This window comes from Desulfonema magnum (assembly GCF_017377395.1).
Lineage (GTDB): Bacteria > Desulfobacterota > Desulfobacteria > Desulfobacterales > 4be13 > Desulfonema_C > Desulfonema_C magnum.
This window is the reverse complement of the sequence record NZ_CP061800.1, coordinates 3,021,798-3,037,750: the sequence shown is the minus strand read 5'-3', so window position 1 is coordinate 3,037,750 and position 15,953 is coordinate 3,021,798. Positions and strand designations below refer to the sequence as shown.

Below are 15,953 nucleotides of genomic sequence, written 5' to 3'. Positions count from 1 at the left end.
TCAGATACTGTTTGCGTCCGCCACCTTTTTTACGTATTTCAGAAGATTCAGCAGGAGATTTTCCAATTTGTTTTGCTACGATGTGTCCGGGCAGGCCGCTTACTTCGATCGCTCCTTTGCGCACAGTCCGCCTGCTGCAACCCAAGACTTTGGCAATATAATTTTGTCCGCCATGTCCCAATTTCAAAGCTTCAATACCGGCATATCGCCGGCGGTCTTTTTCATTCAGACTCTCATAGTATCGCCGCATGATTTCTTCTACTTCTAAGGAATAGGGTTGCATAATAATCTCCTTTTGATAAAGTGATTTTGAAATACACTTTACAGGATTACGCAATTTTTTAACATATAAAAATCAAAATGGGCATATTATTTCATGCTCATTCCTTAAGCAGTCTGATCTTTTTCCTCTTCAGCCGCATCTCCCCTCCTTTGAAAACCAGCCATGTTCCACTTTGGCATAAACAAAAATGTTGGTGTCTGAGAATGATATGACTCCCCGTCTGACGGGCAACTTTTATATGGCTCTTTGGTAATCCGCGTTAAAGATAGTATATCCTTTAATAACAGAATATTATGAATTGTCCGGCATAGATGCCGAAATTTTGTATAATATGTAAATTCAGTATGTTACGTCAAATATGCTTTTTGCATTTTTAATGCGGAAAACTTTTTGCGCATTTTTAAATGCTGTAAAAAATGATATCATTCCGTTTTAATTTAATAAAAGTTTTAACACGAATTACCAGAGAGCCAAAATATTTTCAAAGGCTTTCTGTAATCCCTGTATTTGTCCGGCAGTGAGCCGGGCAGGAACAGGATATCGAATTTTATTTTTCATTTTCTGTTTGCTGTGAAAATGAGGCATGTTTTGGAAATTCAGGCTGTCTTATGCCATTAATGTTGTTTTGTCTTACTGGCGGACAAGGCTTCCTGAATGAACTGAAACGCCGTCTGCCTGACCTGGGCAGGATCAACCCTGCTTTCAAGTTCTGTTTCTGTAAATTGTCCCTCAAAAGCCTCTGTTTCATTCACACATCCATTATATCTTCAAAAGTCTTATCAAGCTGTTCCGTCTGAATTCTGAGATGGGTTATGGAAGCGGAAAGTTCCCCTAAAATATCCTCTTTCTGGTTTTCAGAAAGTTCTCTGACTTTCAATGCTTCGATATATCTTATTGCTGTCAGGCATTCCTGCTCCAATTCTTCAAACAGCAGCATGTTATTTCCAGATAAAAACTCTCTTTGTTTTTTCATGATTTCAGCCTCTTTTCCGCTCTCCCAATGCTTACACGGAAAGCAGCGATTTCAGCTTCCCAATGATGAATAAGCCCGTAATCCGGCGGTTCTTTCATTTTTTCATTCTGAATCTTCAGTTCATGTTCTCTTACCCTCTTCAGCAAGCTCTCTATTCTTTTTCTAATTGCTTTCTTTCCCACTTGCCCTCTTATTGCATTTAGTTTTTTAGAAAAATCTGTCCTGATATTCAGCCGGTTCATATCCCATTTTTTTAAAAGCTCTCATGGCTGGAATCAATTTCAGTAAATCGAAAAGTTTTCAGGCTCTCACAGCGCGGACACGACACACGGGGGAGAAACCCGGCTTTTTCCGGCGGGGAAGGCACCCATATGCATCAGGCTAAGACTGCCGGACGGGGTTTGCAACCCCGTCCGAAACGTTTGTTTTCGGGGGTCGGAAAATATTTCGGACGGGGTTGCAAACCCCGTCCGGCAGATCACGGGTTAATAAAAACAATGAGTTACGATCTTAGCCTGATGCATATGGGGAAGGCACCCCGTCCGGGAAAAAAAGCCGGGTTTCTTTGCTGTCCCGAGCTCAGTCCGGAAACTTTTCGATCTACTGAATTTTGGTATAGTGCGCTAACATAAGGAGCAAAATAAAAATTCACACAGAAACCTTGTATCCTTTGTTTGAAAGCACTGACGCCAAAGCATCCTGAGCCGCTCTTTCCCCATGTACCAGCTTGATTTTTCCAGGGGCTTCCGGCATGGCTTCCACCCATTCCGCGAGTTCTTTCTGGTCAGCATGAGCAGAGTAGCCTGTCAGATTATAAACCTTTGCCCTGATGGGAATGCGTTCTCCGTGTATAACAACATAACCGCCGGATTTTCTGCTATAATGAAGAATATCTCTGCCCAGTGTGCCTTTGGCCTGATATCCCACAAACAGCACATCATTTTTGGGATCATCCAAGCCTGATTTCAGATGATCAATGATCCTGCCGCCGGTACACATACCGCTTCCGGCTATGATAATGGCCGGCCCGGACATTTCAAGGAGCCTCAGATGGTCTTTGTAATTTCTGACCGCATAAAGATGATCAAAATCAATGGGATGATCCCCTGTGCGATAAATTTCCCGGGCTTCTTTGTCCCAGTATTCTGATAACCCTGCGTAAATTTTGGTAACTTCAAGCCCGAGAGGAGAATCTATAAACACAGGAATTTTATGCTTCGGGTTCAAATCCGGGAACATCTGCCTGAGTTGGGAATCTGAAAACAGGCGATCCATCTCATAGATCAGTTCCTGAGTCCGCCCCAGGGAAAAGGCCGGAACAAAGACCTTGCCGTTATCTGACAATGCCTTTGTGAGAATACGTCCGAGTCGTTGTATTCGTTCTGTTCTGTCTTGGTGCAGTTTGTCGCCGTAGGTGGATTCCAGAATTAAAATATCGCATGGGTCAGGAATATCCGGGTCTGGCAGAATCGGTGTGTTTTTTACCCCCAGATCACCTGAAAATACCACAGAATATTTTCCTGTGTCAATGTAAATAAAGCACGATCCCAGGATATGCCCGGCCCTGCCTAACTGGAAAGAGACCCCTTTTTTCAGATCAAATTTTTCACCATATTCAAATCCCCATGAAAGATCATCAATGGTTTTCGCCAATTGTGCCTTTGAATGCTCTGTGAGATTGGAAAAGTCCATGGCATCTTCCAACATAGGCAAAAGCAACGATTTTGTGGGATGTGTCGTGATGATTTCTCCGGCAAAGCCCTTTTGTATCAGCTCGGGTATCCGGCCGATATGATCAATATGAACATGGGTCAGAAACAGATAATCCACATCCTTTGGCTTAACCGGCCATGATTCCACAGGTGACATGGTGTCTCGGCCCTGAGCCATGCCGCAGTCTGTCATGATGTTCAGACCGTTTGCCCGCAACAGATGACAGGAGCCGGTGACCTCATGGTCGGCTCCGATATGAATGATTTCAAAAGTTGTTCTCATTTTTATAACCTCTGCCAGTAAATTAGAAACTTGAAACTCGAAACTTGAAACTGATTCACTGACCACTGATCACTGATTGCAGGGCCTCTTTCTTGATTTGATTCTCATCTACTTTTTTCGCGAGTTCTGATTCATCAAATTGTCCCTCAAACGCTTCAAGCGATGCCCGCCTCATTGCCCTTTGATATCTTCTGTCTATAATTGCCTCTAATTCTTCCTGATTAAGATAATATCCCCCTGCTTTTCTTCGCTTATTGACATCTTCAATGTTATCCAGAGCGTTTTTCATTGAAACTTCCCATGAACGGGTGGTACGCTTTTCAGCATGTTTTTTAATGAGATGAAGAAGAAAAATTTCTATAAAGCTGCCAATTTTATTAATTTTATCATCTCTGCTCATCTCCTCCATCTCCTCAATCAGAGACAGCGCCTCCGGATAACGTCTCTGCTCGATATAGCTTTTTAATTCAAATAGTTCTTCCATAATCCCCTCTTTTCACCCGATGATCAGGTTTTTGACCTGGTTCGACCAGGAATCCGTTTTTGGCCGATGCCACCCTTCCGAAAGCCGTGGATTCCTGCTTTCGCAGGAATGACTAAAAAAAATTTGATCATCGAATGATTGAAAAAAATTTGATCATCGAGCTGCTACAAATATGCCGTCCCTATCGGGACTCGGAAGACGGCAGGGCTTTCTTTATACTACAAACATGCCGTCCTTACAGGACTCGGAAGACGGCCGGACTCTCTTTATGCTACAAACATGCCGTCCCTACAGGACTCGGAAGACGGCAGGGCTTTCTTTATGCTACAAACATGCCGTCCCTACAGGACTCGGAAGACAGCCGGACTCTCTTTATGCTACAAATATGCCGTCCCTGCGGGACTCGGAAACACGGAGCATATCATTGCTTCCATAATCCCCTCTTCTCACCCGATGATCAGGTTTTTGACCTGGTTCGACCAGGAAGCCTTGTCATTCCTGCGAAGGCAGGAATCCGTTTTTGGCCGATGCCACCCTTCCGAAAGCTGTGGATTCCTGCTTTCGCAGGAATGACTAAAAAAAATTTGATCATCGAATGATTGAAAAAAATTTGATCATCGAGCTGCTACAAATATGCCGTCCCTATCGGGACTCGGAAGACGGCCGGACTCTCTTTATGCTACAAACATGCCGTCCTTACAGGACTCGGAAGACGGCAGGGCTTTCTTTATACTACAAACATGCCGTCCCTACAGGACTCGGAAGACGGCAGGGCTTTCTTTATACTACAAACATGCCGTCCTTACAGGACTCGGAAGACGGCCGGACTCTCTTTATGCTACAAACATGCCGTCCCTACAGGACTCGGAAGACGGCAGGGCTTTCTTTATGCTACAAATATGCCGTCCCTGCGGGACTCGGAAACACGGAGCATATCATTGCTTCCATAATCCCCTCTTCTCACCCGATGATCAGGTTTTTGACCTGGTTCGACCAGGAAGCCTTGTCATTCCTGCGAAAGCAGGAATCCGTTTTTGGCCGATGCCACCCTTCCGAAAGCTGTGGATTCCTGCTTTCGCAGGAATGACTGAAAAAAATTTGATCATCGAATGACTGAAAAAAACTTGATCATCGAGCTGCTACAAATATGCCGTCCCTGCGGGACTCGGATCTACAATTTTCAATTTTCAATTTTCAATTTTCAATTTTCAATTTTCAATTTTCAATTTTCAATTTTCAATTTCCCCCCCCCCGCTCCTGTGCAGGTAAAAAGCTTTGCAGCAGGCGGATCAGGGTTACAAGAAAAATGGTGTCATTTTTGTGGAAAAAAAGAATATTCCCTGACTTGATATTTTGCAGGGTGAATCTCTCACCAAAACCAAAGTCTGCCAGCCGATGTTCATCGTCATAGCTGAAAACAAGCGAGGTATAAGTTGAAACTTGAAACTTGAAACTTGAAACTGGGGCAGGTTCCTGGTTTCCGATTTTAGTCATAACTATCTGAGGGGACAGACGGTCTAAATCGTGGTTCATCAGCGCACTGAAATCCTGTTCTTTCCCGATTCCGATTCTGAAAAGGTCTGCACGATTCAAACTATGGTCTGGTTCCGGTTTCGGAAGCAGCCGCACCCGTCCGGGGAGTTGCTGCGCGAGGGAACTGAGTTGGGCCTGATATGCCGGATTCGGCTCGAATAAATCCGCACGCCAGCCAGTATTGAGGAACGGAATTACAAACTGCCCTGAACCTGCCCCGAGATCAATCAGATGCCGAGGGCCAGTATTGTTTGTCAATGATTGAAAATAGGGAACAAGCAGCACCCGGGCCAATTCCGTACCAGCAAGATTCCGAAAAAAACGATTGCCGGTCCTGGTCAGCCGGGTGCAAAGCATTTCAATAATATCCTTTAAACGATCCGGCTCCTGCTGAAGCAGGCGCATCTCATCACGATGTCGGCGTTCCACCATCTCCGTAAACGCGGCAGCAATCTTGACACCGCAGGCAGCCGTGTCAAAAAAGGGGTTATAACGGGAAACAGCATCGCTGATACTGCGTCGGGTGCGTTCACGCAGTGCTGAATCCCGTCCCAGCGCAACAGCCCGTTCCACATACGCTCCTGAGTCTCTGGCAATCATCTCCTCAAGCCCGGCCCCTCTGAGCATGGCAGCAGCGAGGCTTCCCCGCATGGTCTTACTCTCCCGGCAGACAATGGGAAGCCCCACTGTCAGGGGATCAATCAGGGAACACGCGCCCGCATAGGGAAAGCTGTCCAGATACACATCGCACAACTCCATGACCGCATGAACATCCGCACGGGTCGGAACCCGGTTGAGAATCCGAACCCGGGTGTTGAAATCCACACCTGCCTGTGCCATTTGTGTGCGGACACGGTTGATAAAAGGAATGGACAGATAACGCTTGGTCCAGTTCGGATTAAAAGGCATCAGCACCAGATAACTGTTCTGAACCTGACTGAATATCCACGACCACACATTAGAAAGATCAGGCAGAATTTTAAAAAAATTGGCTCCGGAAAAATAAACCACCGCATCCTCCGGAATTCCCAGTTGGGCGCGCGTGATGCTTATTGTGCGCGGGTCTTTGTCAAAATGATACGCGTAATAATTGAGCATTCCGGGAACACGATACAGTTCCTCTGTATAATGTTCATGTGCGTCCTCATCCGGCTCGTTGAAGGTGGATGAGAGGTAGTAATCTGTGTGAGTAAATCCGGTTGAAACCGGTGAGTTCTCAACAATTACATGGGTCCTGGCCATGCGGAACAAAGCCATGATGGCAATCGGATTCGTGACAGCCGATGTATTTGTTCCGATCAGAAGAACATCAAGGTCATCGGCCCGGATGCGATCCACCTGCTGGGGATAGGCCCCTTCCGGAAGAAGGACAAAATTATCCACACGGGTCCGGCAGTATTCCTCAAGCGGATGCTCTGTTCGGCGCATGGAATAGAGGGTCACTGAACATGCCTCTTTTGGAAGCTTATCAAAATAGGAAAGCATCAGATAAATTTCCGTCTGAGGCGTGAAGTGCGCTGAAAGAATACCCACCTTTATTTTCGGGTTCCTGGGTCTGAGCGGAAAAAGATGGGCAAGCGGGGCATTTTGGGACAAGGCCCAGGATTCCATGATTTCCGCACGCTGACGATAGGTCCTGCAAAGGTTTTTCTCATTAAAATAAAACTGGATAAAATTCGCTTTATTGACAAAGAGAGTACGAATTTCATCAGCACCGGCAAAACGCGTGTCAGATACCAGGGAGCGATGGAACAAGTCCACCATCGCGGCAAAAAAGACAGCAAACTGATCTGCTTCCCCGATGCGGCTGAACACACCCGGGGCAGTCAGCAGAAAATCCGCATAAGCCTGGCGCAGCCAGTCCGCAATGTCTGTAAAATGCCCGGGCAGGGGAAGTTCACGGGGCTGAAGCATGAGCATGGCAGCGAGCAGCGTGCCAGCGGTTTTGTCCTGGTCCCATTTTTGCAGAATACGGGCTGTTAGCTGCTCTCCGGCCGCGTCCCGGGGCATATCCTGCAAATCCGCCCGACGCAGCAGGTGAAATCGTTTCCCATTCTGACCTTGGTACTGCTCTTTTACGTCTGTATCTGCGGTGTCAAGAAAGGCTTCTGCCAAGGATCTGCGTTCCGTTTCCAGGACCGGCACTGTCTCCTGCATGGTCTCAGGCTGAGATTGCAGGTAAGTATTCACAAGAGATTCTAATTGATTTATATCCATAAGAAAAGTTGGGTGTTAGGTGTTAGGTGTTAGGTGTTAGGGTGTTAGGTGTCAGGTGTCAGGTGTCAGGTGTCAAATGCTACAAACATGCAAAACATGCGGCCGGGCTAAACACACACTGTTCAATAGGCTGCTACTGAGTTTCCAGTATCACTTTGAATTCTTCCCCGATTTCTTTAAACTGCACGTTTTTACCATTGTTCACGGCCTCGTGACAGACCATCGGAAGGCCCCGGCCCAACTGATCAATATAGCGTAAGTTTTCCATAAATTTGACCAGAATCGGATTGACTGCGTAAGAGACACCAAAACGCAATTTTTCAATGGTCACTGTATTGGGAAGCCGTCCCGGACTGATAACCTCCAGCCGGTCTTCAAAGAGAAAAACCCGGGTTTTTGATCCGGCAATAGCATAATTTCGATGAACCACAGCATTTGTCAAAAGTTCCCGAAAAACTTTGTCAGGATAAATATATTTTGTATTTTCCCGCTTTGTCCCCCGAATTACAGAAGGGACCGGCAAGTGATTCTTTATCACAGCAGTCCCCATATCTACCTGATAATCCAGATTTCCATCAATATGTTGTTTGTCAATCAGTTCTTCATCCAGGGTTTTTCCCCGAAAACAGGCAAATGAAATCCCATTCTGAGGCAGATATCTGGAAGGATTCATACCGAAAATCAGCAAGCCCCTTCGCCGTTGACAGCCAGAATATCCGTATTTTGCAAAAAATTTTTCTTTTGCTCTTCATTTTCTTGAGAAAAATCAAAATGATAACGCTGGAAATAATTATCCAGCTTTGTCATATTCAGGTCTTTTATGCCAGTATTACGAACAGGCGTCAGGTCATAATGAAAAGCGCCTGATGCCTGAAACAATCGTAAAAGTTCCGGCTGTGTTGCAACCCGATTTGTCGTTCCCACACGGATAAGATATTTACCCTCTGTTGTCTGATAAGGTTTGTCTTTTCCTTTTGGCACGGTAATGACAGCAACTTTTTTTTCACCAACAGAGACCAGAGAAAACTCAGTGCAAATGGCAGGAATAACATTGTTTCTTGCGATATTTGCAATCCATTCCTCATAATTTTTATCTTCAGATATGCCTGAAATTGTTCCGTCATCAGCAACGCCCAAAACAAGGGAACCGCCATCTTTGTTTGCAAAAGCGACTATCTCCTTAGCGATACTTTCTGCCCGTGATTCCTTTTCTTTGAATTCCACCGATGTGTTTTCACCCTGGCGGATGAATTCCAGGATATCTGCTTCATCAAATATCATTTTTTGATTTTCCATTTCCGGAGGGCTACAAACATGCCGCCCCTACGGGGCTAAAAAAAACACACACTGTCCGGCGGGCTACAAATATGTCGCCCCTACGGGGCTAAATTATACGCTGTACGACGGGTCGCTACAAATATGTCGCCCCTACGGGGCTAAAAAAAACACACACTGTCCGGCGGGCTACAAATATGTCGCCCCTACGGGGCTAAATTATACGCTGTACGACGGGTCGCTACAAATATGTCGCCCCTACGGGGCTAAATTATACGCTGTACGACGGGTCGCTACAAATATGTCGCCCCTACGGGGCTAAAAAAAACACACACTGTCCGGCGGGCTACAAATATGTCGCCCCTACGGGGCTAAATTATACGCTGTACGACGGGTCGCTACAAATATGTCGCCCCTACGGGGCTAAAAAAAACACACACTGTCCGGCGGGCTACAAATATGTCGCCCCTACGGGGCTAAATTATACGCTGTACGACGGGTCGCTACAAATATGTCGCCCCTACGGGGCTAAAAAAAACACACACTGTCCGGCGGGCTACAAATATGTCGCCCCTACGGGGCTAAATTATACGCTGTACGACGGGTCGCTACAAATATGTCGCCCCTACGGGGCTAAAAAAAACACACACTGTCCGGCGGGCTAAAAATATGTCGCCCCTACGGGGCTAAATTATACGCTGTACGACGGGTCGCTACAAATATGTCGCCCCTACGGGGCTAAAAAAAACACACACTGTCCGGCGGGCTAAAAATATGCCGCCCCTACGGGGCTAAAAAAAGTGAAATTATCAATTATCAATTATCATATTCCCAGCATTCCAAATCGATTCCGCCATCTTGTCAGCGCTCTTCTGAACCACACCATGCCAAGCACAGTTTTTTTCCCGTGGATGCTGGCCCTTCCCCGCTGACCAGGAATAACAGGCGGCTTTCCTTCCCATACTGCTTCCACCAGCACCGAGGGAACGGGCGTTTTCTTTTCTTCTGATGAAACCGTGACATCAAATCCGATCCACTTTACCCGGGCAGGAAAGGATTCCAAAGGATCAGCATCCATCCGGGCAAAAACAGGATCACCTTCCTTAAATATCCCGGCATCTGTCACAGGCACTTCCAGCCTGAGCTTTGTGCGTTCAGGATCAGCCACGCGCAACACCATCTGTCCTGTCTGAAGCGGGGCACCGATTAATGTGTCAGGATCATCCAGAACCACCACCCCGTTGTTACCGGATTTGACTTCGGAAAGCTCCAACTGGCTTTGTAAAAACCTCACTTCTGCCTGTGCCCGCTCCACTTCAAGTTTCTGTACGGGAATCCTGGCTCTGGCATCTTTATCGTCATAAGCCGCACCTTCCAGACGGGCCAATTCAGCCCGGGCCACAACCACGCCGCGGCGGGCCTCTTCCATCTGTTTTTCCAGGACACGGGTGTCGTATCGAAAAAGCGTGTCCCCTTTTTTCACCTGTTCCCCGGGCTGGACCTCCAATTCCTCCATGATGCCGTCAAACGGCGCAAACACATAATAAGGCTTGTCCGGAATCACCTCAACCGGTGTGGAGATGCGGGCATTCATGGGAATCAGACTGATCAGCAAGATAAAGACCGGAAATGACAACAGCTTTTTCCACCATTTATTCTTTTTGGATTCAGAATCTGCACGCTTTGAGCGCGGATCACTCAGGGCATGCCCGAAAAACATGGCTCCATGAGAGAGAAGTTTGATTTCCTCCGGAGCCCACGGTTTGCTGTTCCATCGTTCCAGCCACAGGGCAAAGCCGCTATCCTGATTTCCCGCCATCAGCAGGGGGAACCACAGGATATTGGTCCCTCCCACTGCTTCAAGGACTTTCCGGGCATTGGGCGCGTTCACCTCGGACGGCAGATTTTCCCGGGTGATGACCTGGGGGGTGCGTTCTTTGCGAAAATTTTTTCTGATCTCATGCACGGCTTGGGAATAGGGATGATCCTCACCTTTGCAGACTTCCATATCGCCGGAAATACAGAATATTCTTTTTTTTCCCTTCACGGGAACAAGCATGGCTCTGTCTGTTTTTACCAGGGTGTGAATCTGGTTGACTATGAGATTACCTGCTTTGTCAGGGGATTCAGCTCCCAGTGCGGCCACTGACAGATGAATCAGCCGCGCCAGGATCGTATTGGCTGCCTGGGGCTGAACACCTGCCGGTTTTTGGCGAGCAGGTTGAATATTTGTTAGTTTTTGCTGTGTTTGTTCCACTTTTTCACCACCTCCGGCAATGAATTGCCGGGTTATTTTCAATTTTCCCTAAGAGCATGTTTGAAAAGCAAACATGCCGTCCCTACGGGACTCGGAAACACGGGCTTGCCATTATTGCTACAAACATGCCGTCCCTACGGGACTCGGAAATACGGGCTTGCCATTATTGCTACAAACATGCCGTCCCTACAGAACTCGGAAACACGGGCTTGCCATTATTGCTACAAACATGCCGTCCCTACGGGACTCGGAAACACGGGCTTGCCATTATTGCTACAAACATGCCGTCCCTACGGGACTCGGAAATACGGGCTTGCCATTATTGCTACAAACATGCCGTCCCTACGGGACTCGGAAACACGGGGCTTGCCATTATTGCTACAAATATGCCGTCCCTACGGGACTCGGAAATACGGGCTTGCCATTATTGCTACAAACATGCCGTCCCTACGGGACTCGGAAATACGGGCTTGCCATTATTGCTACAAACATGCCGTCCCTACGGGACTCGGAAACACGGGGCTTGCCATTATTGCTACAAATATGCCGTCCCTACGGGACTCGGAAATACGGGCTTGCCATTATTGCTACAAACATGCCGTCCCTACAGAACTCGGAAACACGGGCTTGCCATTATTGCTACAAACATGCCGTCCCTACGGGACTCGGAAACACGGGCTTGCCATTATTGCTACAAACATGCCGTCCCTACGGGACTCGGAAACACGGGCTTGCCATTATTGCTACAAACATGCCGTCCCTACGGGACTCGGAAACACGGGCTTGCCATTATTGCTACAAACATGCCGTCCCTACGGGACTCGGAAACACGGGCTTGCCATTATTGCTACAAACATGCCGTCCCTACGGGACTCGGAAACACGGGCTTGCCATTATTGCTACAAACATGCCGTCCCTACGGGACTCGGAAATACGGGCTTGCCATTATTGCTACAAACATGCCGTCCCTACGGGACTCGGAAACACGGGCTTGCCATTATTGCTACAAACATGCCGTCCCTACGGGACTCGGAAACACGGGCTTGCCATTATTGCTACAAACATGCCGTCCCTACGGGACTCGGAAATACGGGCTTGTCATTATTGCTACAAACATGCCGTCCCTACGGGACTCGGAAACACGGGGCTTGCCATTATTGCTACAAATATGCCGTCCCTACGGGACTCGGAAATACGGGCTTGTCATTATTGCTACAAATATGCCGTCCCTACGGGACTCGGAAACACGGGGAATGTCATTGCTGCTACAAACATGCCGTCCCTACGGGACTCGGAAACATGGGCATGTCATTGCTACAAATATGCTGTCCCTACAGGACTTTTCAAACATCCTCTGAGGAATTGCTACTGTGTATCCAGTTCGGAAGGTATTTCCGGGTCTTCTTCAAACTTCAGAACCCCCTTCATTCCGGGCAGAAGATGCGCTGTTTTCCTTTCTTTGTTGCTCACGGTCCAATAGACCTTGATCGTATTACTGCGAACATCCACCTGGGGAGAAAACACCTTCAGTTTTGCTTTTATGTCCTTCTTTAAATCAGGAAAATAAAGACTATCTGTTTTTCCCTTGTTCCATTCCACTGCAATGTCGGCAGGAATATCTGCCACAATTCTCAGTTTGCGGGGATCATACAATTCCACCACTTCCCGCCCCGGAGTGACCCATTCATGGGGCTGGATATGGCGAGTCACCACTCGGCCTGAAAAAGGTGCCCGAATGTTTGAATGCTCTATCTCAGTCTGAATCATACTGATCTCTTTTTCATTAATAACCAGCTCCATCTTGGCTTTGGCCAGTTCTTCATCTGTGACCAGTCCTTTATCATTCAGTTTGGTCAGATTTTCCACCTGAACTTTTTTGTATCTTCTGTTGGCTTCGCGCTGCTCCTTTTTCAGAATAAGTTCTCTGTGAAAAACAACGCCCACGACAGCTCCCTTTTTTACGGTGTCGCCGACATCAACTTTAAGACTGGAAAGGACGCCTGAACGTTCGGCAGAAAGCACTGCTCTCACTTCAGCTTCCACAACAACCGGGAACTGATCTGCCCACAAGGTGTGTCCCATGGAAAGCAGAATCGAAATCCCAAAAAAGACCAGAATAAACTGTTTGTATTTCATTATAAAATCCACCTTTTAACTGAAATTCAGCCCAGAGTTCCCGTTCCCAGAGTCTGCCTCACTTAATGACAGTGAAGCAGAGACCGGGAACGAGCGGATGATTCTCTCAGCTCATTTCCGTTGTTTTTTCTTCAGTTTTTTCAGATACGCCTCTATTTCCTCCTGAGTAAATTCCGCCAAAATATCTTTCAGCTCAAGTCCTGCGAGACGGTCTTTCGGTGCAAGCCCTGCGAGACGGTCTTTCGGTGCAAGCCCTGCCAGGCGGTCTTTCGGTGAAATGCCTGACAATACGGCCTGCTGCCATTTCTTACCTATCTTCATCACATCATCGGGTGTTATTTCAATATCCATATGTTCACCTCCCATGGTAAACCAGTAATGCAGAAGTCCCTCAAGGAACCACTGCAACTGGCTGCTTAATGATGAAAACCTTTTGTCCATCAGCGTTTCAAACGCGGATTTTTTTTCCCTCCTCCGGCTGGCAAAGCATTTGATCCAGGCATTGTGCGGTGTGTCCGCAAGCTCGTTCAGCAGAATGAGGGTGACAGATTCCGCCAGAGGATTGTGACTCTTATAAACTCCGGGTCTGTCTGTCTGGTACCATCCGAATTTTTCCAGGGTTGATGCCCTCGGGGTTTTTGAACTGGCCAGAAAGGTCCGGACATCATGATCCCCCAGCTTCTGGCCGCCTTTATAAAGATAATCATAGCAAAGGGTCTGAGCCAGAACTTTTCTGTTCACCGATTCGGTGTATTTGAATTCGATCAGGATATGCGTTGCCCGGGTGTCTCTGACACCGTCCGGAAGACGTGATCTCTGTTCTTCCGTCCACCGGCTCCGCTTTTTCCTGAGCAGCAGGATGTCCGCTTCCGGCGGCTCTCCCATCACAGGGACATCCGTATATACCAGAATGCCTGTGGGAACCAGAAGCTCTCTGAACAGCCTGCCGAGCAGACGGTGCCAGCGTGTTTTTTGCGGTTTTGATTCTGATTTCATAATTTCAGCAATTTTAAATTGTCAGAATGCCCGGCTCAGTGGTATCATTATGTCAATCTCCTGTTTCTGATTCGGCATAATGATGTAATCATCTCATTTTCCCTCAGATTCGTCAAGGATATGTTCCGGCAGGGCGCATCAGAATAAAACCTTTGTTTCATTGACAGAGGCAGCCTACGGCATTAAGTGAAGAAAAGTATTGAGGCAGAGCCTGGGAACGAGATGACGAGCTTGGACGAGATATGCCTGCTTTTATGCGCCTATCCTTTATTTTAACTCGATAATCAAGTTTTTTTGATCCGATTCGAACAAAAAGCCTGTCATTCCTGCGAAAGCAGGAATTTGTTTTTTTCTGATGTCCCGGTTCCGGGAGCAGTGGATTCCTGCTTTCGCAGGAATGACAACAAAAAACTTGATTATCGAGTTTAATGGAGCACCTTGGGAGAGGGCTGTGCTTTTTCAACCGGTCTGTTCTGAGCGAACAAGTAATCAAGTTCCCACTGCGCCTTGATCACGGCATCCTGTAAGAGCTTGCAAAAAGGATGGAGAAAAGTGTTGTTCACCATGAATTCTATTCCTTTTCCCTTGGAGGGGTGCAGACAAAGAATGTCACCACCGGGAGCCTGTTTAACCTGAATACGGAATAAAAGGATAATATCTTCACCCAAAGGAAATGTTTTTGCCTGTTCAACATATTGCTGCTTAAAATTTGCTTTGGAAACCACTTCCTCCCGTTCAAATTCCAACACCTCTTTTACCACATGCGCTTTTACCGGCTCCCTCCGTTTCAAATCATTACTCAGCAACTGTAACAAAACCGGCCACAACACTTTCACAAATCGTCGGGTAAGAAAGAATCTGAATTCTTCCCCGTTCACGGTGTTTAATCTGAAAATAATTCTGTCCTCTTCAGGATTAAACTGCATATTAAACTGATGGATGTTCATAACGATATAGTCCTTATTATTCGATAATCAAGTTTTCTGATCCGGTCCGGCCGGACAGCCTGTCATTCCTGCGAAAGCAGGAATCCGTTTTTGGCAAATATCACGGTTCCGGGGCTGTGGATTCCTGCTTTCGCAGGAATGACAAAAAAAACTTGATTATCGAGTATTACTGGTCAGGGATTTCCCCAAAAATAAAATACCCGGAACGTAGGGTGGGTGGAGCGAAGCGCAACCCACCTTGTGCGGTGGGTTACGCTTCGCTCCACCCACCCTACATTTTTTGTATCGGGTATTTTGTTTATTTCGAGTTCCCTCACTGATAACCTACAGGCTCTAAGCGTGTGTTTAAAAAGTCCCAGCAGGAAGGGTACATTTGCAACAGGTGATATTTCCCATGTTTCCAAGTCTTGTGGGGATAGCATATTTACAGCATGAAATTTTCCCTCTCCGTCCCGGATATGCCGTCCCTACGGGACTCGGGCGGGGGAATGCGACTCTTATGCTACAAATATGCCGCCCTTACAGGGCTTAGTCGGCCTCCCCTGAATCCGTTATAATCAGAAATTTTCCTCGTCCGCCCCGGATATGCCGTCCCTACGGGACTCGGGCGGGGGAATGCGACTCTTATGCTACAAATATGCCGCCCTTACAGGGCTTAGTCGGCCTCCCCTGAATCCGTTATAATCAGAAATTTTCCTCGTCCGTCCCGGATATGCCGTCCCTACGGGACTCGGGCGGGGGAATGCGACTCTTATGCTACAAATATGCCGCCCTTACAGGGCTTAGTCGGCCTCCCCTGAATCCGTTATAATCAGAAATTTTCCCTCTCCGTCCCGGATATGCCGTCCCTACGGGAC

13 protein-coding genes are annotated in these 15,953 nt (G+C 47.3%); 1 reads left to right on the top strand and 12 read right to left on the bottom strand.

The genetic code is table 11. From position 1 onward, the window contains the following. Positions 1 to 897 precede the first annotated feature (897 nt). The 9 genes from dnm_RS11975 to dnm_RS11940 form a co-directional block, all read right to left on the bottom strand. Complete coding sequence (locus dnm_RS11975; protein WP_207682879.1) at positions 898 to 1,035, bottom strand: hypothetical protein; 138 nt, start codon at positions 1,033 to 1,035, stop codon at positions 898 to 900. Next, on the bottom strand, positions 1,032 to 1,256 hold the full coding sequence (locus tag dnm_RS11970; RefSeq protein ID WP_207682878.1) for a hypothetical protein: 225 nt from the start codon (positions 1,254 to 1,256) through the stop codon (positions 1,032 to 1,034). The genes dnm_RS11975 and dnm_RS11970 overlap by 4 nt, the downstream gene beginning before the upstream one ends. Then, positions 1,253 to 1,438: a hypothetical protein gene (locus dnm_RS11965; RefSeq protein WP_207682877.1), complete on the bottom strand. Its 186-nt coding sequence runs from the start codon at positions 1,436 to 1,438 to the stop codon at positions 1,253 to 1,255. The genes dnm_RS11970 and dnm_RS11965 overlap by 4 nt, the downstream gene beginning before the upstream one ends. 466 nt (positions 1,439 to 1,904) lie before the next feature. Next, positions 1,905 to 3,251, bottom strand: a complete 1,347-nt coding sequence (locus dnm_RS11960; RefSeq protein WP_207682876.1) for an MBL fold metallo-hydrolase — start codon at positions 3,249 to 3,251, stop codon at positions 1,905 to 1,907. Between the two features lie 55 nt (positions 3,252 to 3,306). Further along, positions 3,307 to 3,735, bottom strand: coding sequence for a DUF29 family protein (locus tag dnm_RS11955; RefSeq protein ID WP_207682875.1), 429 nt, complete (start codon positions 3,733 to 3,735; stop codon positions 3,307 to 3,309). 1,236 nt (positions 3,736 to 4,971) lie between these two features. Next, positions 4,972 to 7,485 (bottom strand): O-linked N-acetylglucosamine transferase family protein, encoded by a 2,514-nt coding sequence (locus dnm_RS11950; protein WP_207682874.1) that lies wholly within the window; start codon positions 7,483 to 7,485, stop codon positions 4,972 to 4,974. A 133-nt stretch (positions 7,486 to 7,618) separates the two neighbouring features. Continuing rightward, positions 7,619 to 8,158, bottom strand: coding sequence for an ATP-binding protein (locus dnm_RS30875; RefSeq protein WP_246556297.1), 540 nt, complete (start codon positions 8,156 to 8,158; stop codon positions 7,619 to 7,621). An 8-nt stretch (positions 8,159 to 8,166) separates the two neighbouring features. Then, complete coding sequence (locus tag dnm_RS30870; protein WP_246556296.1) at positions 8,167 to 8,766, bottom strand: AlbA family DNA-binding domain-containing protein; 600 nt, start codon at positions 8,764 to 8,766, stop codon at positions 8,167 to 8,169. 817 nt (positions 8,767 to 9,583) lie between these two features. Next, on the bottom strand, positions 9,584 to 11,017 hold the full coding sequence (locus dnm_RS11940; protein ID WP_207682873.1) for an efflux RND transporter periplasmic adaptor subunit: 1,434 nt from the start codon (positions 11,015 to 11,017) through the stop codon (positions 9,584 to 9,586). A gap of 56 nt (positions 11,018 to 11,073) precedes the next feature. Here dnm_RS11940 and dnm_RS11935 point away from each other — a divergent pair, with 56 nt between their 5' ends. Continuing rightward, on the top strand, positions 11,074 to 12,375 hold the full coding sequence (locus dnm_RS11935) for a hypothetical protein (RefSeq protein WP_207682872.1): 1,302 nt from the start codon (positions 11,074 to 11,076) through the stop codon (positions 12,373 to 12,375). Between the two features lie 7 nt (positions 12,376 to 12,382). On the opposite strand, the gene dnm_RS11930 is transcribed toward dnm_RS11935, so the two are convergent. The 3 genes from dnm_RS11930 to dnm_RS11920 all read right to left on the bottom strand — a co-directional run bounded on the left by dnm_RS11930 (position 12,383) and on the right by dnm_RS11920 (position 15,096). Then, on the bottom strand, positions 12,383 to 13,153 hold the full coding sequence (locus dnm_RS11930; protein WP_207682871.1) for an efflux RND transporter periplasmic adaptor subunit: 771 nt from the start codon (positions 13,151 to 13,153) through the stop codon (positions 12,383 to 12,385). A 111-nt stretch (positions 13,154 to 13,264) separates the two neighbouring features. Next, positions 13,265 to 14,149, bottom strand: a complete 885-nt coding sequence (locus dnm_RS11925; protein WP_207682870.1) for a hypothetical protein — start codon at positions 14,147 to 14,149, stop codon at positions 13,265 to 13,267. A gap of 425 nt (positions 14,150 to 14,574) precedes the next feature. Next, on the bottom strand, positions 14,575 to 15,096 hold the full coding sequence (locus dnm_RS11920; protein ID WP_207682869.1) for a hypothetical protein: 522 nt from the start codon (positions 15,094 to 15,096) through the stop codon (positions 14,575 to 14,577). Between the last annotated feature and the right edge of the window lie 857 nt (positions 15,097 to 15,953).

Excerpts from the sequence above, each read along its gene's own strand:
- dnm_RS30870 (WP_246556296.1), bottom strand. The coding sequence starts at position 8,766 with ATGATATTTGATGAAGCAGATATCCTGGAATTCATCCGCCAGGGTGAA.
- dnm_RS11950 (WP_207682874.1), bottom strand. The coding sequence starts at position 7,485 with ATGGATATAAATCAATTAGAATCTCTTGTGAATACTTACCTGCAATCT.
- dnm_RS11960 (WP_207682876.1), bottom strand. The coding sequence starts at position 3,251 with ATGAGAACAACTTTTGAAATCATTCATATCGGAGCCGACCATGAGGTC.
- dnm_RS30875 (WP_246556297.1), bottom strand. The coding sequence starts at position 8,158 with ATGAATCCTTCCAGATATCTGCCTCAGAATGGGATTTCATTTGCCTGT.
- dnm_RS11920 (WP_207682869.1), bottom strand. The coding sequence starts at position 15,096 with ATGAACATCCATCAGTTTAATATGCAGTTTAATCCTGAAGAGGACAGA.
- dnm_RS11930 (WP_207682871.1), bottom strand. The coding sequence starts at position 13,153 with ATGAAATACAAACAGTTTATTCTGGTCTTTTTTGGGATTTCGATTCTG.
- dnm_RS11955 (WP_207682875.1), bottom strand. The coding sequence starts at position 3,735 with ATGGAAGAACTATTTGAATTAAAAAGCTATATCGAGCAGAGACGTTAT.
- dnm_RS11935 (WP_207682872.1), top strand. The coding sequence starts at position 11,074 with ATGTTTGAAAAGCAAACATGCCGTCCCTACGGGACTCGGAAACACGGG.
- dnm_RS11925 (WP_207682870.1), bottom strand. The coding sequence starts at position 14,149 with ATGAAATCAGAATCAAAACCGCAAAAAACACGCTGGCACCGTCTGCTC.
- dnm_RS11970 (WP_207682878.1), bottom strand. The coding sequence starts at position 1,256 with ATGAAAAAACAAAGAGAGTTTTTATCTGGAAATAACATGCTGCTGTTT.